The organism is Candidatus Kuenenia sp., from assembly GCF_027493735.1.
GTDB lineage: Bacteria > Planctomycetota > Brocadiia > Brocadiales > Brocadiaceae > Kuenenia > Kuenenia stuttgartiensis_A.
In genome coordinates this window covers 58,169-83,846 of sequence record NZ_JAOSKF010000007.1, presented here as the reverse complement: position 1 = coordinate 83,846, position 25,678 = coordinate 58,169, and the positions used below count along the sequence as shown (strand labels likewise).

The following is a 25,678-nucleotide window of genomic DNA, read 5'->3' as shown; positions in this document are numbered from 1 at the left end:
CATGATGACTAATGGCTGGTGATTTATTTTATCATTACAAGCGGAAGTGGATTAGAAATCCGATGCTCTATCCATCATACCAATACCACATGCTTGTCATTACAAGGTATCAGCTTGACATTGTAAGGGACCTCTCCGCTTGTCATTGCGAGGGTCTTTTCCGAAACAATCTCATAAACCGTCATAGAGATCCTTCCATCCTGTATTCATTCCATTAATTATTCTATTTTTTTAGCCCTTGAGCCACCCTTAATTTGCTTCTCCCGCGATATGGCGTTTCTTACGTCACGAAATACTCGTAGTATACTGATTGCTTCGGAAAAGACCCTCGCAATGACAAGCGGAGAGGCCCCTTACAATGACAAGCTGATACCTTTTGGATGGCCCTATACATTTGAACCGGTACAGAAACAAAAATGCCAAACATTTCCGACTCGGAAGTAAGACTACAAAAAATAGTTTAAGTACAGATACTACAACATGATATGGTTATAAAACAAATTTGATCGTTTCCAGGTGTTGCTAACGCAACATGATGACTGGCTCGAAAATACCGTCGACTGTCTAAAAATTAAACATTTTCATCGTTTTAGGGTGTCGCACTTGCGACATGACGACCGATATACACATTCATTACTCATTGCTGCTAAAATGAGTTTGTTTCCCCGTATCGTTACAATACGTCATAATGAATAATGACACTTGCACTTGTATTTGATCTTTGCTAGACTTTTCACACCTATAACTAGTTTGCAGGTCTTTGTATAAAGAATTCATGCTGCCTTTGTTGCTTTTTTTCTCCAAATAACCCGCAATATTAAAAAAAACCGACCTGCAAAAACAATTAACGTCGATTTGTTTTTTATCTTATCAGTACCTTATCAGTAATTTCTTTGCACACTTCCATTCGTCAGTGCGTGCTTTTTGACAAAATATTTAATGCTGGAATCCGAATATTTAATTTTTTAATCTGTGCAATCTCTGGTTCCGCCTTTTGTTTTGCTTATTTTGTATTTCGTGCATATTTGGTTCTAGCTATGCCTGCTTAAGAATAAATACCCCATACAACCTCCCTTTAACAATTCACAGGTGAATATTATTGCAGATAACAAGCTCTTTAGACGAAATCAGGTCGATAGTAAAAGCGGCAAAGAAAAATAATTTGCTCATTGGTTTTGTACCTACAATGGGCGCTTTACATGAAGGCCATTTGAGTCTGATAAGACAGGCAAGGACGGAAAATGATACCGTGGTTGTGAGTATTTTCATCAATCCCATACAGTTCGGGAAAAATGAAGATTTTGCTCAATACCCACGGATGTTTGACACTGATTGCGAGCTCCTTTCAAAAGAGGGTGTGAATGTTGTGTTTAACCCAAAAGCGTCGGAAATGTATCCTGACGGATTCTGTACAACAGTTGTTCCAGAGCATTTAGAGGACAAACTGTGCGGTAAATCGCGTCCCGGACATTTCAGAGGCGTTGCCACTGTTGTCCTGAAATTATTTAATCTCATACAACCCGACAGTGCCTACTTCGGTCAAAAAGACTTCCAACAAACAGTTGTTATCAGTAGAATGGCTGCCGATTTAAATTTAGATGTCAATATAAAAGTACTTCCAACAGTGCGGGACAAGGAAGAATTGGCGCTAAGTTCACGAAATGCCTATCTCAGCGAGACAGAAAAGAAAGACGCACGGTGTTTGTATCAGGCGCTGATAAAGGCAAAGGATATGGTGAATGCAGGCGAAAATAATGCCGGAGAAATTAAATTGGAAATGGAAAAGGTTATTAATAATTGTAAATCAGCCCGGATAGATTATCTTTCAATAGTCAATCCCGAAACACTTGAGGCAGTGACGGAAGTGAGAAATGGAAACGTTGTCGCCCTGGCAGTCATGATTGGTAAGACACGCCTGATTGATAACATAATTCTGATGGTTTTGATTGTTTGTTTAATTACTTTGGCCTGATGCTTTGACAAGCTCAGCACTAGTTTTATTGGCTAATTGGCTTTTATAATGGTTGGTGATTTGTGAATAAGTTGTTTTATCAGATACCTGAAATCTCTAATACTTTATTTGGTAGTGATGTTAAACTGCTGCCTTCTGTTGATGAATTGTTTGAACTGGAATTAGCCAATTTAGAATATAATCTTTTGAGTAAAGACGAATTAATAGAGCGAAGCGCCTTTTTTCAATCTGTGAATGGACGCTTAACTAAACATTTTCAACTTTATTCGGTGCAATCATCGGCGCTTTCTGAAGATCGATCTGTACAAACAAAAAGTTATTTCGAAAATGGCCAGTTTTCAACTGGTTATGCAACTCATGGACTTTTTCCTTATCGTGGTAAATTTCATCCTCAATTAATTAAAGGGTTGATAAATATTCTTGGCATTAAAAAAGGCGAATTTATTCTTGATCCAATGTGTGGAAGTGGAACCGCTAATATCGAAGCAGCTTTAATGGGAATTAATTCTTATGCGGTTGACCAGAGTCCATTTTGCCAATTTATGACAAAGACAAAATTTGAGGCATTGACAATTAATGTCGATTTATTGAATGGACTTTTTCCGCAAGTAAAAAAAATATTTGATTTTTTTAGTGTTAAAGATATTTCAGTTCAATTAAAAAAAATAAAAGATGCGGATAAATTAAAGATATATAATTTAGCTTTACTTGCCTTTTTAGATGCTATGGGTTATTCGATGAGGGTTTCTAAATCCAGTCACGAACAGTTATTCGAAAGAGTATTACATCGATATATAAAAACATTGTTCGATTTTTCATGCAACCCCTTTTACAAAAAAGACGAAATTGGATTAGTAAACGTTTTAAATAATTCAAGTGCTTTAAAACTGGAATTGAATGATGGTTCTATTGATGGAGTTATTACTTCGCCACCATATTCATTTGCCATAGATTATGTAAAAAACGATGAGGTTCAGTTAAATTATTTGGGATGTGATACAGACACACTTAAATCAAAAATGATTGGGCTAATTGGAAAAAATAAAACTGCGCGTTTGGATAACTATTTTCGTGATATGGAAAGCGTTTGTGCTGAAATTTCCCGTGTATTAAAAAAGGGGAAATTTTTCATAATGATTATAGGCTCGAATACGAACCAAACTGGAGGTATTCGGTTGGAAAATAAAATTATCGAATCTTGTAAAAAATTTAGGTTAAATTTAGTTAAAAGTGTTTTGAAACCTATCAAGGGTATGCGCAATACAATGAAAGACGAATATATCTTATTTTTTGAGAAAACTATTTAAACCACAATACCTTATGAAATCAGTTGATGAAAAATGCCAAATTGTTATTAAAAAGAACACCTTTTATTTTTTTAATCCCATTTTTGAAGAAAAATATGAAAGTTATTTAAACTCCATCAAAGAAACACTGCTTGTGTTGAAAAATGAAATAGAAAACGAAGGCCTGAAAAAGGTTCAGTTTGAGCGTCTTATTGGTGAGAAAGAAAATGGTTTGAGGGCGCTACTTGCCTTAACGGGTTTCTCAAATGAATACCTGAAACGATTAACAACAGTTATCCGCGTGGTTAATAATCCTGAACTCTCAAGGCTTGTCTCTAAAGATAAGTGGTGTGAAAATGAACCTGTAGAAACAATCAAAGAATGGTCAGATGAAAAAATTCAAAAAATGCTTACCACAAATGAATATTTCCGAAAAGGAATCGTCAATATCTTCTTTGAAGGGTCAACCATCCCGTTTTTGTCAAATACCATTCCTCTTTTTGAGTTAAAAAAACTCAGTATTTCAAAATTAAAATTTGATGTTCCTTCAATGATAGATACACTGATCAGATATAAAGAGAAAGGATCGTATTCCGGTATGAAGGAAAAGAATCCAGAAACTTTAATAGAAACTTTATTGAACAATTTAAATATTCTTTTTGAAAAAGGTGATTTGAGCGAACTTATTGAAAACGCCCATTCAACTAAAAGAACAATGGATTTTATTATACCCAGCAAAAAAAATCCAAGAATCATAGTTGAGAGTTCATTTTTAGTCACAACATCTTCTGGACAAGGCGATAAATCCAAAACGGAAATATCAATTGATTTGCTTATCAAGGAACATTATCCACAAGCAAAGTTTATAGGATTTATAGATGGAATTGGTTGGTATGTTCGCAAGGGTGATTTAAAAAGAATGGTAGCAGCATATGAAGATGTCTTTACTTTTCATAAAGATGAATTGGCAAGATTTGAGAAACTTATAGAGGAAACATTTGGGAAATGAGTAAAATAGATTTTCAAATAAAAGGTATTGGTGCTTTAATAAAGGAACATCAATTTAGTGTGCCAAATTATCAAAGAGCTTACAAGTGGGAAGACGAGCACATTAAATCATTGTTTTCGGATTTGTCAAAAGCCATTGACAATAATGAGAGTGAATATTTTTTGGGAACTGTAGTTTTATCACAGAAAGAAGGCTCCAAAGAATTAGAAATAGTTGATGGACAACAAAGAATTACTACAATAGCTATTTTTTTGTCAGCTATAAGAAATTATTTTTTCAATAATGGCAAATCACAATCCGCCAATTCTATTCAAACTGATTTTATTAGCAATTATGACACTAGGAACGAAGAAAATGTTGCCAAGCTAAAACTAGGGAATCAAGACAGAACATTTTTTCAAAAATATATTGTAGATAATATAGATGAAAAGCCAACAAAAGGCTCGCATTTTAGAATAGTTACAGCAAAGGATGAATCGACAAAAAAAGTAAAAACTTTATCTGCATTGTCAGAAACTCAAGTGCACAATTGGAAAGATTTTATTTTGGATAAACTGAAAGTTGTATCCATTATAGTTCCAGGCGAATCAAATGCTTTTACACTCTTTGAAACATTAAATGACAGAGGGTTAGTTTTGGCGCAAACCGACTTACTTAAAAATTATCTTTTTAGCAGAGCAGGTGATTACTTTGATGAAGTTCAATTTATGTGGATAGAAATGACTGCTAAAATTGAAGACGCGCTGGGAGAATCCTCAATACTTATTTATATTAAACATTTTTGGTCGTCAAGAAATGGACTGACAAGACCGGAAAATAAACAACTGTATAAATCAATTAGCGATTCAAAGAAATCACCAACGGATGTCAGAGATTTTGTCAAAGAGCTTAACGATGATACTAAATTGTATATAGCAATAAACAATCACAAAGATAATTATTGGAAAGAGCACACTGAGCATAGCAAAAACTATATTGAAACCCTTAATTACTTAGAATTGGAACCATATAAACCATTAGTGTTATCAATTTTAAAAAGATTTGATGACAAAAAAGAAGTGGAGAAATCTTTGAAATTAATTGTTAGTTGGGTTGTAAGAAATTTAATTACTGGTTCTTTAAGAGGTGGAACCCTAGAAAGTGAATACGCAGAAAAAGCTAAAAACATATACAATAATACAATCAAAACTGCTAAAGAATTCCGTGATAAATTAAAGGTTATTCCTTCCGACTCAGAATTCAAAGAAAGATTATTGACAATTACTTTGAGCAAAGAAAAATTTGCGAGGTATTATTTGAGAGCTATTGAAAATCAATATAAAGGAAATGGCAATCCAGAGTGCATAGTAAATAGCGACCCAAACGTTGTTGACTTGGAACATATTTTACCAAAGAAACCAAAACAAGGTGAATGGCCGAACTTTACTTCTGAAGAAGTGGATGAATATTCAAATAGATTGGGAAATCTTACGGTTATGAGTAAAAAGATAATAGCAACCAAAAAAATGAATCTTTTAAGAAGAAGAAAGAAAATTATAAAAAGTCCGAAATTAAAATTACGAATGAAATAGAAAAGAATTTCACAGAATGGAATAAAGATACCATAATAAACAGACAAGCTTTTCTTGCAGAAATTGCTGTGAAAACTTGGAATCTTAGATTGGATTAAAATGATTGAAAAATATCTAAATAAAGTAACGCAAGGTGATTGCCTTGACTTATTAAAAGAAATTCCAGACAACTATATTGACATTGCTTTTGCTGATCCACCATTTAACCTAAAAAAGAAATATAATGGTTACAAAGATAGCCTTGAATTTCAAGATTATCTGAACTGGTGTGAAAAATGGATTAGTGAAATGGTACGGGTTACAAAACCTACTGGCTCAATTTTTGTGCATAATATCCCAAAATGGCTAACATATTACGCGGCTTTTCTTAATAAATTAACAGACTTCAAACATTGGATTTCGTGGGATGCTTCATCAGGTCCTATGGGAAAAACACTTCAACCATCTCACTATGGGATTCTGTATTATGCAAAGGATGCAAAGCAAAACAAGTTTTACGAAATCCGCTATCCGCATAAACGTTGCAGAAAATGTAAATATTTGCTAAAGGATTACGGTGGGAAAAAAGCCGGACTTCATCCTTTTGGGCCACTTATTTCTGATGTTTGGACAGATATTCATAGAATAAAGCACAATAAATATAGAGACGAACATCCATGCCAACTTCCAATTCATTTATTAGAACGGATTATTTTGATGTCAACTGACGAGGGCGATATTGTTCTCGACCCTTTCGTTGGAACCGGGACAACAGTAGTAGCTGCAAAGCGCATAGGAAGGAGTTATATTGGTTTTGATATAGATGAAAAATATATTAAAAATGCGCAGTTTAAATTATTAAGAGAAAATCCAAACTCAAAAATTGGAAATATCTGGGTAAGCTGGTTTTTAGATGGCTTAACAACAATCAGGGACAAAGATTGGGAAGAACTCTCTCAAAATTACTTTATACCGGAACCCCGTAATGAGATTGATAGTACAGTAATTAAATTTATAAGAACAAAGGAAATTAGTTCAAAAAGTAAAAATAAGTTGAATAAGAGATATAAAATTATGACAAAAAGAGAAAAGCTGTTTTTACGATAGACTCTGTTTATTAGATTATGTACAAATTTAGATTATTCATATTATTAAGAAAATTATTATGATGTCAAAAGATTTTGATTGCCGTTTTTTTGCCTCCGAGAAACCATGCAGGTTTAAACTTGATTGTCCCATTGATTCAAGCTGTGCAAAATACGCCTCAATGGGGAAAAGGATTTTGATTATAAAATTAGCGGCCATCGGTGATGTATTAAGAACTACGCCGATTCTTCCTGTTTTGAAAGAAAAATATCCATCATCTCATATTACATGGATAACAGATGGTTCCTCACTGCCTGTGCTGGAAGATAATCCCTTTATCGATCGTTTATTATTCGTTACTCTTGAAAATACCCTGCGTCTACAAGTTGAAATATTTGATTTACTGATATGTCTTGACAAAGATGCGACTGCCACCAGCCTTGCTGCAATGGTCAAGGCCGACGTCAAACTTGGTTTCGCCCTCTCCGGTACAGGACACATTTATTCCTTGAACAAGGAAGCAAATCATTTGCTGCGATTGGGTGTTTCTGACGAACTAAAGTTCCGGCAAAACACAAAGACCTACCAGCAACTTATATTTGAAGCACTCGGGTTTATTGAAAACTACGGAGAGTATATTATCACTCTCCCCGATAAATATAATATGTACGCCAGAAATTATTTAAGCAATTTTAATATTGATCCTGGGAAATTACTTATCGGCCTGAACACCGGAGCTGGAAAAAGATTCGCCACAAAACGATGGGAAATCCAAAGTTTTGTTGAACTCGCAGACAAATTGCAAAATGACCTAGATGCTCAAATATTACTTTTAGGCGGGCCTGAAGAAGTGGAAAGAAATCAGGAAATCGCCTCCGGAACCACATCGAACGTTATTGACAGCGGTTGCCATCACAACCTGAAAGAATTTATGGGATTGATCAATCAATGTCATCTCATCGTTACCGGAGATACCCTTGCCCTGCACTTATCTATTGCATTAAGAAAATGCACTGTCACATTCTTTGGCTCTACCTGTTATCAGGAAATCGACCTTTATGGCAGAGGGAAATCGCTGGTCGCCCATGTTGAGTGCTCTCCTTGTTACAAAGGAAACTGCGATAACATGATATGCATGAAAAAGATAAGCGCTAACGATGTGTTTCATGCATGCCGTGAGGTTTTGGCGAATCATGCCATAGCCGTGTAGGGACGAAGCATCTGCTCCTACTATTACATTACTTTGTTAAAGAAAGCGTCTGAAAAAATATTTTTAAGTCGTAAGTCGAGTCGGCCACAACTTATGACTTAGCAATGCTTTGCGACAAATATTTACTCTTGATTTTGCTCGTTACTTCCGGTATTAATTGCACTTGTAAATTTTTTACACAATCAATTACCGGAGCAAAGGATTTGAGTATTTTCAGAACAAACATACCGTTATTAAATAAATTTCTTGAACATTTTGCATCGTGTTTTACTAAAAAACAATTTGCAATGTTTCTACTTGTTGTCTACGCAATGTTTAAAGACTATAAAAGAAATTCACTGGAGGCCATGGCGCAAGCCGTTCATTAGGGTTTACAAAAATTTCAATACTTTTTTTCTGAATCCAAATGGGATTTACCCGCATTAAAGCAGAAAAGAATGGACATTATCCAAAAACAAAGAACCACGGCATTGACAAAAGACAGCATCCTTACCATAGATGATACCGGATGTCCAAAGCCCTATGCTAAAAATACAGAGGCAGCCAAATGGCAATATTGCGGTCCGCTTAAAAGGCCGGAAACCTGCAATGTTGTTGTTGGCGCGGCATTTGTCTCAAAAACAAAACATTTTCCCCTGGATGTTATTCCCTACCTTCCTGCCGATGAGTTCGGGGAAGGGAAAAATGATCCCAAATTTAAAGACAAAATACAAATAGCAATGGATATGTTTGATGCTGCTTCTAACGTCTTTGATTTTTCAGCTATTGCCTTCGACACATGGTATGCCTCTCAACGGTTTCTCGAACATATTCACGCAAAAAAGAAACACTTTTTTCAGAAATAAAATCAAACAGAAATATCTCCATGTACCATCCGGAAAAACAAAAATATTGCATAATCAAACCAGATGAGCTCGTGACCCTCATCAAAAAGCATTATGCCGACAAAACCAAGTATGTTACTTTAAAATCCGCGGATGGAAGTGAAGTTTCCTATAAAACCTACACGTTTGACGCCAAACTGAATGGTTGCAATGTCCCGTTGAAGTTTGTGGTAATTTTGGGAAAATGGAACAAGGAAGATGATAAAAAATATCATGTCCTTATCACCAATCAACTCGACGCCTCTGTAAAAACGGTTATCACAAACTATCTGTTGCGTTGGGGTATTGAACACTGTTTCAAGGAATTGAAGGATACTTTTTATTTCGATCATTATCAGGTAAGGCACATTGACAAGATTGAGCGATATTGGAATATTTGTCTGATCTCATGGACATTCGTTTACTGGATAAAACAAAACGCTTATCTGGATAAAATCATAGAAACAAAACCTTCTACCTTTAATGAATTCAAAAAAGCAATCAATTCCCTGCTTGAATTCTCATCAACAAACGCTTTATCAAAGAACGAAAAACTCTCACAAGAATATTTTAAAATTAAATCCGCTCGATTTAAGAAAAAAATCGCCGCTTAATTTTTAACAAAGTAATGCTATTATTATTATCTGAACCACTTTTTCTTTTGTCTCCAGACGGTAACCCTGTTTTTCCCTTTTTTCTTTGATTCTAACAATGTCTTGTCTGCGTTGTCTGTGAGATCGCTTCGTTTTAATGTATCAACGTGTGGCGCAATTTCAGCGATGCCAAAACTTGCCGTAACATTATATTTCATGTTATTTATTATGAATGTATGTTTCGCTACTTTTTCACGCATCCTTTCGGCAACAATAACGGCTGCGTCCACTTTTGTATCAGCTAAAACTATGGCAAACTCTTCGCCTCCATAGCGGGCAAGGATATCATATTCCCGCAAACATAACGTCAGCAGTTTGCACAGTTCCTTTAAAATGAAGTCGCCTGTTTGATGTCCATATAAGCCATTAAAACTTTTAAAATTATCCACGTCTATCAATACCAGGCGGAAATTAGTCTGTTTTCGTTTCGATCTGTTGATTTCTTTTTCAATAAATGCTTGCAGAAAACGATGGTTATACACCTCCGTCAATCCATCGATATTCGCAAGATTTTGGAGACTTTTGTTTTTTGTTTCTAATTCTCTGGCTAATTTCTGCAGTTGTATTTTTGTAGCAACATGCTCCCTGTTCATCTGGTCATATGTCAGGTTTATAACACTAAGGGCCGCGTTTGCTTCCAGTAATATATCTTCTACCGGTTTAGGTTTTTCCATATTAAATCCCAATGTTTACCTTACATAATAATAGCCATTCTTTCGCGTCACTCCTGAAACAATCAACCGTCAGTGATGTAAAAGGCGCATTTCCGAAAACGATACTACATTTCCTAAACGACAATAGTTTCCTGTTTCCGAAATCAAAAACCTCTGAAATTTTCCCGGCCTTCAACGAATCGTTATGGATTTCACCGCAAACGGTTTTAAAAATGGACGCAGAAACCGGGGTATTTGGAAAGAGGATTCGAAACAAAAACAGCCGGACAGAACTGTTATTAGCATCATTCAAAAACATTATTGCGCAATTCATTATTGCACCATTTTTCCCGGAATCAATAAAAGGCGATTTTCAACTCATTCCCCTTAAATGTCCTCATACTAAAAATAGTATTACTTACGGGATATCTGATTCGTTCAGTCTGAATGTGACAGGAAACAACCCTGTTACCTTTTCCGTTTATCTGGGAGATGGACGTAGTTTGAGAGATATGCAAAGAATGATTGAGGATAATGCGGATATCCGGGCGCTAAAAGATATTTTCGGATATTTAGAGGACGACTCATACGGTCTTTTCCCCATCATTCCCTCCTATAAAATAGAAAGACATAAAAACAATGTATCTCTTACCCTCAGCAAGAATATCCTTGGGGAAACATACCGGCTTAAGATAATAGTGGAAGGCATACAAGAAGAAATAATCATAAAAGAGGCCGAACATCCTCTGGTGTTGAGTTATTTTGTCATCGAGGAAGCCAAAAATAATATCAGCAAAGAAGAAAAAGGCTGGGAATTACTTAACGATATATTTAAAAAAAGCCCTGAGTGGTTTAAGGAAAAGCAGTTGCGTCTTCTTTGCTTTTCCGGAGCTGATGACCATGCAAAATCAGGCGCCCCACATCATCGATACAAACGATATTTGAATGCTTCTAAAAAAGACCTTTATATTATCGAAATCCTGTGTCCTTTTTTTGAAATAATACCTTCAAAATCAAACTCCTCAATAAAGATAGATATAGAACTCACGGTAAATACAACATTACAGCACTATCGCCCAAAAGCATTCCCGTTAAGAGGCATATTTAAAAATGATAGCATGGAATATATCAACCGCTTGCAAAATGCCAAAACTATGGCGGGTCTGATAGATGAAAAGATCATGAGCCTTTTAAATATGCTTGAAATTTCTTACCGTTCACTTTCATTTTTGATCACGAACAACATGATTCTGGCAGGAGCGTTTACCTATCTCACCTATTTTGGCAGGGATACCGTCTTTACCCATTTGTTGCTCAAACCGTTTCTTACTATATTTGTTCAGCAAAAAATAGTGCAACAACTCTTAAACCGTTCAAACCAGTCGGGTGAGGGTGCTCACGAAACAGACTCCCGCGTCCTGAAAGAAAATGAAGCCCACTACGACTATCGTATGACCGATACCGATTTCTTGGTAGCTATCTCAACTTTTGAATTGTTAAACGAAATGAGTTGCAAGGATATTGAAGATTTTTTAAACCATAAAGACAGCGAAAATCGCTATCATTGTACAGCACCAGACGAGACATTTTTTATCAACAATGCGACGGTAATCATTCGTAATTTAAACAGAGCACTTACCCTTATTGAAAACAATGACCTTGTCCCATTAAAGCGAATAAACGACCCCAGTTCCGCCAATTGGAGGGATGCGGTAAATAGTTTTTCAAGAGGCACATATTCCTATGATGTAAATGCCGTATGGGTTCCCCATCTACTCCGCCTTTTAGAATCATTCAGCACAAACAAAGAAAAAAGGGAAATCCTTTTAGCTTTCCTGAATAAAATTCAGGCTCTCTATCCAAACCATTGTTTTAAACCTACAGAAACACTTCTTCATACAATCACCAGTACGCCTGGTAATACAATTACGACCCTTATTGAACGGACCAAAAAAAAGTTTGAGATTTCATACTCGTTAGAAGAGTGGCGTACCCGTTTAAAAAGTTTTTACAACGACCCGCAAAACCACGAAAAATCAATTCAGGACCTGAAAAAAATGAAGATTGGCTACTATCTCAGGGAACACGGACAAGGCAGGGTATGGTTTACGGCAGAAGATTTTTTAGATGACCGGAAATGGGAAAACAGTATGCAATATCAATTTGAGCTTCTGCCAGATAATTTTTTTCTTCCTGATGGAAATCCCTTTCCCAACGGCATTCACACATACGCCATGGCACTCGATAAAGATAAAAATCCGATTCCTATCATGCATAGCGATTTGGGCTTTGAGGCATTTACAAAGTCTATGAGAAAGGAACACATAGAGAAAGAATTGATACTGCCGGTAGAGCTTCCCTTATCCCTGGGTGGGCTGGCAATCATAGATAGAAATGGTGAAAGCCTCGGTTTTACCGTTGCCAATCCCATGCTTGCAAATAGAAATGGCTACGAACTGTTGCTAACGCCTGCCGAAAAAAACAGGGGAATCGATCCAAAAATACTTTCTCCATGGAACCTTATCGGCAAAAACGAATATCACGGATGGGGGGCTATTTGGGAGGTGATGATAGATTTTATGGTTGCGGCGTTACAAGATGCGGACATACAAAACCATACTTACCTGAAAAATTATTATTGGTGGGTATTGGAAAATTATACGCAATATCCCAGGGTTCGTAATAAGGAGGTGTTGGGGTTCAAATACAATGACAATTACAAAGACTGGCTTCTCACTGAATCCACCATAGAAAAATTTGAAATCAACGACCTCCAGGCCTTCAACGCAGCCGGCAGGTTAAGGGTTCTCTTAAAAGCACTCATTCCCGGAATAACCACCTTCTGGCTTTTTAAGAGGGAAGAAGGCGACACCTGAAAAGCTTGCTTACCCCCACTGCTACCTCCCAAGAGGGTAATTTGGAAAGTCCCCTCTTGGGAGAGGATTAAGGGGTGGGTTAAAGGCATAATGAAAAACGTTGTATCGTAATTCATTTATGAAGTACGAAGTACGATTTAGATCTCAAATCTCAAATCGTAAATTGTAATTCATAAATCTCAGGCAGAAACGGGAGCATTCCCGATTTTTTGTAAAAATGCCATTAGCGGGGAGAGGGGAAGAATAGTAACTCAAGCTTCAAGCTTGAGGGTAAAATACCACAAGCAGGATGTTTGTGGTACAATGTACAATTAGTTAGCCAAGAATTTGAAATGCTCCTGTTCAAACCATGTCCCCCGCTGGCGGGGGTGCAGGGGGTGGACTGGATTTCTCCGTCGATACAACTACCCCTTTATTATGAAAACAAATTTGACCCTCTTTCCCACGCTGCGCAGACTGGTCAAATGGGCAATTTTATCCTGTTTCGTGACATGCATTCCCGCAGAGCGCAGGAATGAGAATAAAAACTTATGGCTATTCATGTTATAAACCTCCCAGATTTCTTCCGCAGACAATTCCACCCCCTTAATCCCCCGCCAGCGGGGGGACAGGCTTGCCACATCCCTTGCAGCGTTGTTTTGCCCCAATCACACAAACGGTTACAAAAAATCGGGAATGCTCCTGGCAGAAACTCTATTTTTCAATTGCATAAGGCCATGCCAACAAGCTACCTTCCATAAATTTTACATTTTCAAACCCTTCGGTTTTTAAAAGTAAATGAGCCTGTGACGCCCTTAAACCAACGCCGCAATAAGTAATGATTTCTCTTGTTTTATCCAATGCGCCGCTTCTTGATTTCAGTTCGTTTAATGGAATGTGAAGGCTGCCTTCAATATGGCCTTTATCGTGCTCATGCTTTGTACGGACGTCTAATAAAACAAAATCATCCTTACGCTCTAGCTTTTGTTTAGTAATAAGCGGCGATATGCTCTGGATTTTCCCCTCTAGCTTGTTTCGCAAAACGTTTGCGGCCGTTATAAGCGGGTCCATAGGAGATGAATATGGCGGGGCATACGACAGGTCATATTTTGAAAGTTGTCCGGCGGTAACCCTTCCCATCAAAGCGGCGGAAACAACATCAATCCTTTTGTCAACCACACCTTCCCCGGCAATTTCAGCTCCAAGCAAAATGCCGCTCCCCTTTTCTGCTATTAATTTAACAATAATCAGCTTTGAACCGGGATAATAATGGGGCTTGTCATGGGACGGAACGATAACAGACACGACGTCAAATCCATTCCTGATTGCCTCTTTCTCCGATAAGCCGGTTTTAGCAACTGTCCAATCAAATACTTTTACAATAAACGTTCCCATCACTCCGGGAAAGGTATCGTTTCCTCCGCAAATATTTATTCCGCCAATGCGCCCCTGCTTGTTTGCTGTTGTCGCCAGAGGTATCCACACGGGTTTTCCTGTTACCATATGTGTCGTTTCAACACAATCACCAACGGCATAAATATCGGGAATATTTGTTTCAAGCCTTTCGTTTACCTGTATTGCACCCGTTTGTCCAATGGCTATTCCTGCATTTTTTGCAAGGCTTACGTTCGGTTTAATTCCCGTCGCAAGCACCACAATTTCTGCCGGAAGCGTTTGTTTTTTTGTAATTACCTTTGAAACGTTGCCTTCTGAATCGGCTTCATATTTTATCACCTCATCATCTTCATGTATATGCACGCCCTTTGCCCTGACATGGTTTTGGACAAGGAGCGCTATGTTTTTGTCAATGTGAGAAAGTATATGCTCGCGGCGAATAATAATATGGGCCTTTATTCCATATTCCATCAGGCTCTCAGCTATTTCCAATGCAATAAATCCACCGCCTACTATTATGGCGTGCCCTATTTTTTTTTGTTGCAACACCGATTTAATACGCATTGCGCTCTTAATATTGTGCAAGGTAAATATATTCCCGGATTCTACCCCTTCACACTCAGGAACATAAGGCTTTGCGCCTGTAGCCAAAACAAGAAAATCATATGGGAGGAAAGCAGAACTGTTTGTTTTGAGATTCCTGACGGCAATATCCTTGCCGCCCGGATTAATTGCCTCAACCCTGTGTTCCGTCAAAACATTTATATTCAACATTTTGAGAAAATAATCAGGCGTTCTTATTATGAGAGAGGAACTATCCTTTATTATATCTGAGATAAAATACGGCGTGCCGCATGCAGCGTAAGAAATATCCGCTTCTTCGGTAATAAGCGTTATCTCCGCATCCGGATCTTCTCTCCGTGCCTTTGCGGCAGTCTTTGTCCCGGATGCTACTGCGCCAATAATAACCATGCGTTTTGGTCCCATTTCTGATCTCCTAATCTCCTAATATACCCTTCCCAATACCGTATTCATCAATACGTTCATCCTAAACTGGTGTGAACATTCGTTCATGGGTGCTTCGTTTTATATTCACAAATAATGCGCCGTACATCCTCAATTTCAAATCCATACTCTTTTCTCAATTTGCCTAAGTGTTCCTTTTTGTCCACATCTTCCGGCAGGCCAAGTTTTTCAATAATATATTCAACAGAAACCTCCGACTCTTCTGCGACCTCGGTAAATGTCATTGCACCCCGTACTTGAATCTTCTTATGATCCTGCGATAAACATAAATCACACCCCTGTCTTTCTACATTTGTTTCATTTACCGGACTTAACAGAGGAGATATTGCAAATACCAGCACACCTATGAATCCAATAATCACCAATGCAACACGTAACCCTGACCTTTCATGTGACTTGCCAATAAAAATATTCGCTACCCAACGCCAATGAAGAAACAAATGTACCGCTAAACAGCATAAGAAGAAGACTGAAATCCAAAAATGGATGTTACCCCATTCGTGCCTGTCCATTCCACAAATAGTCTTAAAACGCCTGCTCCCGGCAGGAAGGATATAGTGCATCAACATACCGGTGGTGGTTAAGAGGATAAAACCAACAAAGGCAATCGCATCAATAACAATATTCTGTATCGAACGTTTCATTTTCTCTCTTTTTTGAAGTATAACTTTTTCAAATCCTTAGGACGTGCACCTGTTATTTAAACCAATTTTGTGTTTTAAGACATATCTTAACCAACATGAGCATCACAGGCACCTCAATTAATACACCCACAACAGTGGCCAAAGATGCCCCTGACGATAGGCCAAAAAGCATTGTTGAGGTGGCAATCGCCACTTCAAAATGATTGCTCGCTCCAATCATTGCAGCAGGCGCAGCATCCCTGTAGGCTAACCGGAAAAATCTTGCTAACGCATAACCTATTGCAAAGATAAAACAGGTTTGAATAAAAAGGGGGATTGCTATAAAAAGAATCGCTTGTTTCTGAGTAATAATCACATCGCCCTTGAATGAAAATAAAAGAACCAATGTAGCCAGAAGCGCTGTTATAGATACGGGCGTTAAGAAGTGTAAGAATTTTTGCTGAAACCACACCAACCCTTTCGTTTTGATGATCCATTTTCTGGAAAAATACCCCGACACCAGAGGAAGGGCAACGTAAATTAAAACCGATAGCACTATTGTTTCCCAGGGGATAGGCATCTTGTTCACTTTTAATAAGAAACCACCCAGCGGGGCATAAAAAACCAACATGGTCAAAGAATTTATTGCCACCATAACAAGGGTTAGCCCGTCATTGCCCCTTGCCAGATATCCCCACATTAAAACCATTGCCGTACAGGGGGCTATTCCTAAAAGGATAGCTCCGGATATATATGAACGATAAATATCTACCGTGCTTCCGTCTTTAATAATTTCTGTGCCGGGTAAATAATCTTTAAATATATATCCTAAAAAGAATGTTGCGATGAGATACATCGTAAACGGTTTAATGCACCAATTTATAACCATGGTCAGAATAACCGGTCTGGGGGTCTTCCCTGCTTTTATAACCTCCGCAAAGTCTATCTTCACCATAATAGGATACATCATAAAAAAAAGGCAAACGGCAATAGGAATAGAAACTTCATATACCGCAAGGGAATCTAACCTGAAGGCAACCCCCGGCGCCGTCTTCCCCAAAACAATGCCTGCACCGATACACAGCAACACCCAGAGTGTTAAATATTTCTCAAAAACAGATAATTTTTTTTCGGGAATCTCTTTCACTCTTCGCTACTCTTTCGCTTTTAAAAAAACGTGCTCAAAATCTTACATCTCTACCGCAGGGGAAGGCTGTCTCCCTGTCAGTCATATACAGTTCGCTCCTGAAGAGATCAACCCATGACCCATGATATGGAAGTATGCTCCTGTTCAAGCTATGTTCCCCCGCTGGCGGGGGTGCAGGGGGTGGACTGGATTTCTCCATCGATTCAACTACCTCTTTATTATGAAAATAAATTTGACCCTCTTTCCCACGCTCCGCAGACAATTCCACCCCTTAATCCCCCGCCAGCGGGGGGACAGGCTTACCACATCCCTTACAGCTTTCATGCCTTTGCAGGGTTGATCCAGGTACATTTCCGGTTTTTTATGACTTCTGCCATGTTTTAATGAAACGTACAGTAGAATTAACCCCTGACAGCGTTGTTTTACCCCAATCACACAAACGGTTACAAAAAAAGGGATGCTCCTCCTGACGGAGCTATTTATCCTAAGCTAGCATAGCCAGAACTAAACAAGCACGAAATACGAAAAACGCACTCGTTTAGCATTTTAAATAATACTCTCGTTTCCAGGCTCCGGCTCTTCCGCTCGTTCCCAAGCTCCACAGACCGGGTCAAATGGACAATTTTATCCTATTTTACGACAGGCATTCTCCACTTTTATGGGAAAACAGCACTAAATAAGGTCGAAAACAGGCATAATGAGAGGAGTTGTCCCCACCTTTAAGACAACAAAGTTCTTTTGGTCCAGTCTGTGGAGCTTGGGAACAAGCGTTTTTGCTTTTTTAAAAAATATAAACTGTTACCACTTTTCTCTCATACACAGCCAATGTTTCGTCGTGTGAAATTCATTTAATGCAACACACTCATTTTGGCGTTCTATTGTTTTAAGTAAACCGACAAATTAACAGCTATCTTCTTCTTTTTCTTCTCCCTTTTTCTGCACGATCTCTTGTAAAAAAATTGTTACTTTTTCTATATTTCTTTCATTTAGTGAGTAGTAGACCCATTTACCTTCCTTACGGTCTTTAATGAGACCGCTTCCCCGTAAAATTCCCAAGTGGTGAGAAACAAGATTTTGCGGAAGTTTAAAATATTTATAAATATGACACACGCATTTTTCGCCGGATGCAAGATACGAAATAATATTGAGACGGATTTCACCGCTCAACGCTTTTAGTAATTTGGCAAATTGTTGGGTTTTGATAGTGTTCATAAATATATATCAAATTATCTTGATATAATATGAATTGAAAACCTGAATGTCAAGGTCAAGGTGCTTGTGGGTACATTCCAGATTTTTTGAAACTGTCTGCACAATGTAACAAAAGCATCCTGCTTGTGATATTTAATACACAAGCGGCCTTGCCTATACGTCCCGGCACGCAGACAGGCGACTCTCCCAGACCGGGACGGTCTGGCTACCTTCGGAAACGTACGCAGACAGGTAAGCATCATAGAGACACGCCATGGCGTGTCTCTACTAATTGTTTATAGCTAAAAGTATTTATTCCCCTAAAATTTAATATACAATCCAGGTATCAATAGATGGGTGGCGCAGGCATTTTGCCTTTGCGGAATACAGGCAGGAATGCCTGTACCACCCTTGCAATAAATTTTATTATTCATCTTCCAAAAAACCTTATTTTTTTACTTATATTTACAAAAAATCGGGAATGCCCCCGTGCTTGTTATGATAAAAATAATTTTTCCGTTCATACTTTCAGTAAAGCGGCTTTGTTGCCTGAAAGGTGATGAGAATGCTGTTAGCAGGGATGAGACAGGTCGGATAACACCACAGAAAAATATCACAAGAAACCGTGGCAATTTGAGCAAAGTCTGGGCATCAAATACTTCTCTCACTAAAACGCATAAGAGAGCGCCATGGGAAGAAAAGACCAGGAGAACAGGCGTATGGCAATCTACCCTTCTTTAAATAAATCGCTGAAAAGGAATTTACACAAGATTGTTGACAGTACCCGTTCTTCTTTGCAAAGACAACTTTTTATCGTTCATGCATTATCTGGTCATTCTGCGTGATGATAATTCATAGTCGGTTAAAATGTCGTAGAACAGCTCTGGCTTTTTTTCTTTCAGTTCTATCATATAATCCAAAAATTTCCGGGTACCATCACCTAAAATCTTTCTTACTTTTTCCATTAAGAAAGGATGCTTCTGTGCTTCATAAATAAAAGGCTTATCAGGGTTCACCTGCTTAAACATTTTAACATCCTGGATGAAATGTAAAATATAAATCATATCCTGAAAAAGGGTATCCATGCCATAAGTGCTCGCCCGATCCATGAAGTCTTTAAATACATGATAGACTGAAACATACTCCAGAATCACTGATTCCATTGCATCCAATGAAAAATATTCCAGGTGTTCCGCATCGCTGCGCATGTGCTTTAATTCTTCTAAACTTGCATTTTTGATCTTCGACATTGTTATTACCGGGAATTTTAATGCACTAAAATTGGTGACAAAAAAGTTACGCATCTCAGAACGATACAGGTGACTCTTTATGTACATCAATTGATTAAATTTTTCTGCCTTTTCTTTTCTTTCTAACAGCCTTTCTATTAATAATGCACCCAGCAATATTTCAAGGGGTATTGCAGCCACGTGCAACATAAACTCGATATGTGTCGCATAAAAAACATATAAAGAGCATGCCGATGCTGTTATCAAAGAAATATAGAGCCATGCTTTTTTTGTAAATTTAGCCAGAGACAGCTTAAGTTTCAATGAAAAGCTTTCCAGACGTCTGGATTGATTAACGGCAGTTTTCTTGTATACGCTCAATAAACTCGTTTGCGTGGCAATGATCGACCAGAGTCTCTCGGTTTCGTCAAGCACGGTCTTCTCGTTTATGTAAATTTTTTTTGATACAAAGGGCAATACCGCCATCCTTGTATTCAAGGCGAGATATTTGAACATCTCTGCCGTATTCCGTGGAACCCTCGTTTTCGAAAATATAACCACCGTAAATAAATTCCCCGTAGGCAACATACTTCCAAACCCCAATGCCGATTTAATTCCGAAAGGTATCACAAATTCATCCTGAGCTGGAATATGGGGACTTCCCAGGGCATCGGGCACGTGAAACACATTAAAAATCTTACTTTCCAGCTCAGTCTCAAGAGTAGGACGAGGATGTAGCACCTTGTCAATATCTATCCCGAACTGGTAAACCAATTGGGCGATCATAGGATGCTTATCCACCGTTTGCTTATCTACCAGGGGAATAACCCGGTGTCCCTTGGAGCGTTTTATCGAATTCCACTCAGGTTGCAGTCCCACTGTTGCTAAGAGGACTAAGCAACTCGTAGTATTAGTCAAACGTTGCCCCTCTGACATCATGTTGGCTAATTGACGTAATTCTTCGTCAAGGCTTTCGTAGGTATATGTTATGAAAAAGCGCACCAGTGCAGAGGACTTTTCACCTGTCCGCCTGTCAATAAGGTGTTCGTAAAAATAGTGGACCACCGAATCAGCCAGTTCCTCTACACCTTTCGCTTTATACCCAAGGTGCTCCAGTGCATCTCCACATCGGGTCATGTCCTGAATGGTAAAATTTGTAAGATCGTACATTGCTTTATTTACCTGTAATATTCTTGGTGCGGCCTTTGGCTGCAACCAAATTCGAAATACGAAACTTCTATTCTATGGGTGCATTCCCGATTTTTTGTAAATATTCGCACATGCCTGTTGGTTGACAGGTATTGTATCGCAAACATCTTGTTTGATTAACCCTGACAGGGTTGTTTCTGCCATTTTCAAGCGGTAAAAGACAGGTTTGAAAACTGTCTCTACGTTACTGTTAACCCCTACTGATTGTTTTTTTTGCAAAAAAATCGGGAATGCACCCACTTCTATTCTTGATTGGTGATTGGATTCTTGATGCCACATGATAAATACAATTAACAATTGTTTTTTTAGTTCACATCTTTTACCTGCCTATAGACACTCATCTATTACCGTTTTTAAGTCAACCTTAAAAATATCCGAAAACCTTCTGTACGTTTCTGCCTGTCTGAAGTAGTTTAAATGATAGACATGTTGCCACGGTTCGTAGTTAAACTTTATTCCGCTTTTAATACCGGTTGGCCATGGAACGACCATCTTGTCTGTGTCAACGACCAGGTCATTTGGATCGCCGAAATAGACGTCGGCAATGCTATCCGTTATATCGTCTTTAAGCCCTCCTTTGAAAATGCCCGACGGTTCAAAATCCGACCCAATGGTGTTATATACAACATCGCCGCCGATACTGCTACTGCTTTTGTTCAGTTTTTTAATAAATTCAGAATTGGGATTCATTGCCCAGACGCCCGGTATTGCATTCGGTTCCTTTAATTTAGACGCGGCAAACTTTATCAGCCCTCCCACGAGATTGAAAAATATCTTCATCGGCGCCCCACCCGTGAAAAAGAATATGTTTGTCAGAAGGTCGATCTTTTTGGCCAGTGAGTCCCATTTTCCAGGATTTGCAAGACTCGTCCCACCGGCAGGGCATGCGACCATTACAGCATTGTCTACATTTAAATAACCATTGCACAGTTCCACAAATGAGCGCAATACAAGTCCTCCACGGCTGTGCGTTACAGTATCGAATTTTATTCCCGTATCTAAAATACCAGTACTCTCCAATGTAGACAGCATGTCTTTTGCATTATCCTCAGGGGTTTTAGACAAGGTAAAATGGTCATATCCTAAAATAACGGGATATTTATTTTTTAAAACCGCCAGTATTTTTTGCGGCACATCTGCATATCCACCTTCGATTGAACTCCCCGTGCCATGTATAAAAAGGAGCGCTTTCTTTTTATCTTTCATTACGTCTTTAATACCGCCCCAATCCGAAACCGGATCGGCAGTTGTAAGGCCTTCAATAAAACCTAAATTGTGTTCTATTCGTTTAAAACCTTCCTTAATTTTTCTCCCTTCGTATTCACGCAGCATATTGTTGATAGCCGCCGAACTGCCTTCTTGTATCCAATCTGTCGCAAATTTAAAGACGTGAACAACCTTGCTCCATAAACCCCTTGTGGTTCTGTCCTGCACTTTAAACGGAACACTAAAGAGACTAATATGCCTGCCGTCATCGGATACCAAATCCCTGTTACTCACACAATCGTTGTTTTTAAAGTGCCAGGACCAAACGCCATCTTCATAAGACAGAAGAACTGCCTCTTCACCAGGATTGCATCTTATAGCAAGCGGAATGGGTTTTACCATTTCTTCAACACCAAAAGCACGCTGCTCATTCGGACAAAATTCAAAGACTTTTTCAATTTTAAAATCCTTGCTGTCTTCCAGAAAATCCAAACAATCCGGATTATAAGCACTTCCCAGTGCATCGCGACGTCCGCTCTGCGCTTCTTTAGCATTTGCTATCCCGGTCAGGTCCTTTATCGTTCCTACAAATTCAGACGTAGAAGGCAGGATAATATATCTTTAGAAATGGCATATTTTGAGTGTTTTGTAGAAATGTTTATACGTTTTACAGTTTTATAGGATTCGGGAGTAGAGACAGGTTTGAAACCTGTCTCTACCATGTAGTGCGACGAACCTCGTCGCACTACAAATGACAATTTCCAGTTTCAAAAGACTAAAGTGTGAAAAACCTTTGTAAAGCCTGCGACTGTCGCTTCTCCGCCAATTTTTGTTCCGTGTTTACGAATCTTGCTGCAATGGGTGCGCAAGTCATCGATATGGTTTTCGAGATGCTGCGCCTCCGTCTTTGACTGGATGAAATAGTCATTGAATCGCACCAATTCCGATCCTTGGACGTCTGCGGAGATAGCAAACCGAAAGTTAGTCAAGACGGCTGAAGCGCACTTAATGAGTAACAGACTTTTTTGCAACTCATCCACCATAAGGTGCAAGTCGCTCCGAACTTCAGGATGCTTGGCTTCGATATAGTCTTTTCCGCTTTTGACTGCCTCGGCAATCGTCTTAACGCTGTCGATTCCTTCTGTAACGAGTTTCAGTGCGTCGATCATGTCCTTGAGCATTGTGTATTAACCTCACTACGTAGTTTGTAAGAAACCAGAATGCGCCTCTTCTGACGTAACGCTCCGGATGTACGGCATCGGCCATAAAAGTATCAGGAAACATGGTGCGTTGTCCCCGGTGTCCGCACCAGACGGTTGTTAACTCATTTGTCTGTTCACTGAGAGTGGCGATTGCACTCGCCATTTATTTGTAAATGTCTTCGGGGAGCCACATGGCCAACTCCCATGACATTTGGTTAACCATTCTGTATCCGAATCAGGAGAGTTCTCCTTCAGGCTTCTTGCTAGTGCCAGATACTCAGCAACTCTGACTGCTTGTTCGCGCACCTTTACTTCCCATTTCAGATTTTCAAGAAAAGCGGAGTGCTCTTTTCGGAGTGACGTCTTGAGTCTTTCGCTGATTCAGAGTGATGGAAGGTATTGAAGCACTCCGAAGAGGATCACTCTCAAACTAATTTCTGGCAACCCAAGTGTGAATGCCATTTTTTCTTCTGCTAACAATAATTATACAGTCTGTATAAAACGGCAAACACGAACTGCCTCAGTATGTCTAAAAAGTTGCCGCGTATTTTTTTTTGACGTATTGTAACTTATTTTTATCATGTTATTGCTGCATTTCAGCTAATCGCTCATTACGAATTATACAGACTGTATACTCTGGCCTGTAAACCATCGACCTGACTTCGAATTCCGATATATCCTTTCATGATAAGCTGGAAGGGAATCAGGAATTCCTTTCTTAAAAAATAATCCACCCTATATAACCCGGCGATTATATTAAAAATACTATCTTTGTAAATACCCTATTCTGGGTGTATACAAATGGGTGTATGCTTTTGGAAATTCTGATATCTCCCCCGGAATATCCTGAATTTCTTTTTTATTTAAGCAAGATTCCTGCGGCAATCAAGAACTCCATATAGTAAACAAGAAGGGATATACATTATATATTAGTGGTTTAATTCCTTCTAATCGTTTATGAATTTCACTCCATCTCTAAAATATCCTCCTTTCCTGAATCCACACTCCCAATTCTCAATTAGGATATTTTACCTTATTCCAGCCAACCTTTCGAGAAACGGATACATTCTACTCTTGGCATCTGTTTGCTGGCAAAGCCGGTAACAGAGGTCAAGGGTCTGGTTATGAAGAACCCTGCATTATTACAAATTGATCATTGTGAAAATTTGCTAATGTAAGAATATCGGGAGAGAGATACCTACTTTCTATCACAAAACCTATATTTACAAATATATCGACAACAATCACTTTTTCTAAATTTCAGAAAGCTTATTCAATTGAGCTGAATCAAGTATTATAAAAAAATACTTGACTTACACTTGTCATTGCCTTAACCTTACGCCATTTCAAAAAAGCAATTTCCTATCATTTATTCATTATCAATTTATCATTCATTGTCGTAGGTGATGAATCTTTGCAGACGACAATGAAATGTACAAAAGGATTTTCTTGTCTCGAAAGGAAAAGACTCTATGGAACAGGGAAAAATTGATTTAAAAAAAGAACAGCAGTCGTCCTTGACTCGGACGCGGTATAAGTATTCATTGGCGGCGAAATGTTTTTTTGTCACGATGGATTGGATTACAGGGAAAAAAGTGACTCTGGCAAAAACAAAGCTCATTGAAATTCTGGCAAGCATTCCTTACCGGGCATGGGAAGTTCGCCAATATGGGCGGTTGACGTGCTTCTTTCGAAAAAAAGAAGTTGTGGAAGAAGCCCTGAAAATTATGGCATGGGGGCGGGAAGCCCAGGACAATGAATATTGGCATTTGCGTGTTATTCATGAAAAAATGAAAGAAGACGGCGTTAAAGAACCGTGGTATTTCTTTCCACTGATACCCTTCGTGATGGTCATTTCCTATGTGTTGATTACGCGGTTCATGGCGTTGGTAAATATCCGCCGGGCATTTCTTTTTAACGCAGAGTTTGAAGACCACGCCGAACATGTTTATGCTCAGTTTGTCGCAGAGAATCCTCAATGGGAGGATCAGCCTGTTCATAATGAGCTGGTTAAACAATATGGGGATCTTAACACTTGGGCGGATGTGTTCCGGCGCATCGGTTTGGATGAACGCGATCACATGAATGATAGTTTCGTTTTTTGCGGCAAACGTGAGTGTATTGTCAAGTACGACGGAATGCCTGTTAGAGTGTATGAATGAATATGAGGTCACACCTTAATTAGTGATTTAATCTTTGTTATTCTCTTATTAATTTTATCATCTTTCGGAATCCTTGATCTCATAATAGTTACTTGCCGACTTATTGATGAATAATCAATACTAAACAAGTTACCAATTTCCTGGTTATCAT

Annotated in this window: 20 protein-coding genes and 1 pseudogene; 13 read left to right on the top strand and 8 right to left on the bottom strand. The window is 38.5% G+C overall.

Going from position 1 to position 25,678, the window contains the following annotated elements; genetic code table 11:
• The first annotated feature begins 1,099 nt into the window (after nt 1-1,099).
• The 8 genes and pseudogenes from panC to M5U24_RS05950 all read left to right on the top strand — a co-directional run bounded on the left by panC (nt 1,100) and on the right by M5U24_RS05950 (nt 9,590).
• Complete coding sequence (gene panC, locus M5U24_RS05985; protein ID WP_099323490.1) at nt 1,100-1,972, top strand: pantoate--beta-alanine ligase; 873 nt, start codon at nt 1,100-1,102, stop codon at nt 1,970-1,972.
• A gap of 62 nt (nt 1,973-2,034) precedes the next feature.
• Nucleotides 2,035-3,279, top strand: a complete 1,245-nt coding sequence (locus M5U24_RS05980) for a DNA methyltransferase (protein WP_099323491.1) — start codon at nt 2,035-2,037, stop codon at nt 3,277-3,279.
• Between the two features lie 13 nt (nt 3,280-3,292).
• Nucleotides 3,293-4,267 (top strand): DpnII family type II restriction endonuclease, encoded by a 975-nt coding sequence (locus M5U24_RS05975; protein ID WP_157775522.1) that lies wholly within the window; start codon nt 3,293-3,295, stop codon nt 4,265-4,267.
• Nucleotides 4,264-5,838 (top strand): DUF262 domain-containing HNH endonuclease family protein, encoded by a 1,575-nt coding sequence (locus M5U24_RS05970; protein WP_298201835.1) that lies wholly within the window; start codon nt 4,264-4,266, stop codon nt 5,836-5,838. Before M5U24_RS05975 ends, M5U24_RS05970 begins: the two co-directional genes overlap by 4 nt.
• Before the next feature lie 99 nt (nt 5,839-5,937).
• Nucleotides 5,938-6,924: a site-specific DNA-methyltransferase gene (locus tag M5U24_RS05965; protein WP_099323493.1), complete on the top strand. Its 987-nt coding sequence runs from the start codon at nt 5,938-5,940 to the stop codon at nt 6,922-6,924.
• Nucleotides 6,925-6,982: 58 nt separating this feature from the next.
• Entirely contained in the window at nt 6,983-8,113 is a 1,131-nt protein-coding gene (locus M5U24_RS05960) for a glycosyltransferase family 9 protein (protein ID WP_099323494.1), read from the top strand.
• Between the two features lie 386 nt (nt 8,114-8,499).
• Nucleotides 8,500-8,958 (top strand): annotated as a pseudogene (locus M5U24_RS05955) (transposase); the annotation flags it as partial.
• Between the two features lie 20 nt (nt 8,959-8,978).
• On the top strand, nt 8,979-9,590 hold the full coding sequence (locus M5U24_RS05950; RefSeq protein ID WP_298201832.1) for a transposase: 612 nt from the start codon (nt 8,979-8,981) through the stop codon (nt 9,588-9,590).
• Nucleotides 9,591-9,616: 26 nt separating this feature from the next.
• Here M5U24_RS05950 and M5U24_RS05945 read toward each other — a convergent pair whose 3' ends face one another.
• Nucleotides 9,617-10,303: a GGDEF domain-containing protein gene (locus M5U24_RS05945; protein WP_157775528.1), complete on the bottom strand. Its 687-nt coding sequence runs from the start codon at nt 10,301-10,303 to the stop codon at nt 9,617-9,619.
• Nucleotides 10,304-10,314: 11 nt separating this feature from the next.
• Between M5U24_RS05945 and M5U24_RS05940 the strand changes: the two genes are divergently transcribed.
• A complete protein-coding gene (locus tag M5U24_RS05940) occupies nt 10,315-13,158 on the top strand; it encodes a hypothetical protein (protein WP_099323497.1) in 2,844 nt (947 codons plus the stop codon).
• A gap of 332 nt (nt 13,159-13,490) precedes the next feature.
• A complete protein-coding gene (locus tag M5U24_RS05935) occupies nt 13,491-13,676 on the top strand; it encodes a hypothetical protein (protein WP_157775531.1) in 186 nt (61 codons plus the stop codon).
• A gap of 175 nt (nt 13,677-13,851) precedes the next feature.
• Here M5U24_RS05935 and M5U24_RS05930 read toward each other — a convergent pair whose 3' ends face one another.
• From M5U24_RS05930 to arsB, 3 genes are all read right to left on the bottom strand, one after another.
• Complete coding sequence (locus tag M5U24_RS05930; RefSeq protein WP_099323499.1) at nt 13,852-15,519, bottom strand: FAD-dependent oxidoreductase; 1,668 nt, start codon at nt 15,517-15,519, stop codon at nt 13,852-13,854.
• A gap of 83 nt (nt 15,520-15,602) precedes the next feature.
• Nucleotides 15,603-16,202: a DUF4405 domain-containing protein gene (locus M5U24_RS05925; RefSeq protein WP_099323500.1), complete on the bottom strand. Its 600-nt coding sequence runs from the start codon at nt 16,200-16,202 to the stop codon at nt 15,603-15,605.
• 52 nt (nt 16,203-16,254) lie between these two features.
• Entirely contained in the window at nt 16,255-17,328 is a 1,074-nt protein-coding gene (arsB, locus tag M5U24_RS05920; protein WP_099323501.1) for an ACR3 family arsenite efflux transporter, read from the bottom strand.
• Nucleotides 17,329-17,442: 114 nt separating this feature from the next.
• On the opposite strand from arsB, the gene M5U24_RS05915 reads away from it, so the two are divergent.
• Nucleotides 17,443-17,712: a hypothetical protein gene (locus M5U24_RS05915; protein ID WP_099323502.1), complete on the top strand. Its 270-nt coding sequence runs from the start codon at nt 17,443-17,445 to the stop codon at nt 17,710-17,712.
• 516 nt (nt 17,713-18,228) lie between these two features.
• Here M5U24_RS05915 and M5U24_RS05910 read toward each other — a convergent pair.
• On the bottom strand, nt 18,229-18,540 hold the full coding sequence (locus M5U24_RS05910) for a metalloregulator ArsR/SmtB family transcription factor (RefSeq protein WP_099323503.1): 312 nt from the start codon (nt 18,538-18,540) through the stop codon (nt 18,229-18,231).
• A 477-nt stretch (nt 18,541-19,017) separates the two neighbouring features.
• Here M5U24_RS05910 and M5U24_RS05905 point away from each other — a divergent pair, with 477 nt between their 5' ends.
• On the top strand, nt 19,018-19,260 hold the full coding sequence (locus tag M5U24_RS05905) for a hypothetical protein (protein WP_157775534.1): 243 nt from the start codon (nt 19,018-19,020) through the stop codon (nt 19,258-19,260).
• A gap of 83 nt (nt 19,261-19,343) precedes the next feature.
• Here M5U24_RS05905 and M5U24_RS05900 read toward each other — a convergent pair whose 3' ends face one another.
• The 3 genes from M5U24_RS05900 to M5U24_RS05890 form a co-directional block, all read right to left on the bottom strand.
• The gene (locus tag M5U24_RS05900) at nt 19,344-20,918 is read right to left on the bottom strand and encodes a hypothetical protein (protein WP_197705293.1); all 1,575 of its coding nucleotides are present in this window, start codon (nt 20,916-20,918) and stop codon (nt 19,344-19,346) included.
• Nucleotides 20,919-21,284: 366 nt separating this feature from the next.
• A complete protein-coding gene (locus tag M5U24_RS05895) occupies nt 21,285-22,655 on the bottom strand; it encodes a hypothetical protein (RefSeq protein WP_099323506.1) in 1,371 nt (456 codons plus the stop codon).
• Between the two features lie 275 nt (nt 22,656-22,930).
• Complete coding sequence (locus M5U24_RS05890; RefSeq protein ID WP_164995040.1) at nt 22,931-23,344, bottom strand: hypothetical protein; 414 nt, start codon at nt 23,342-23,344, stop codon at nt 22,931-22,933.
• Nucleotides 23,345-24,837: 1,493 nt separating this feature from the next.
• On the opposite strand from M5U24_RS05890, the gene M5U24_RS05885 reads away from it, so the two are divergent.
• The gene (locus M5U24_RS05885; RefSeq protein WP_099323508.1) at nt 24,838-25,527 is read left to right on the top strand and encodes a hypothetical protein; all 690 of its coding nucleotides are present in this window, start codon (nt 24,838-24,840) and stop codon (nt 25,525-25,527) included.
• Nucleotides 25,528-25,678 lie beyond the last annotated feature (151 nt).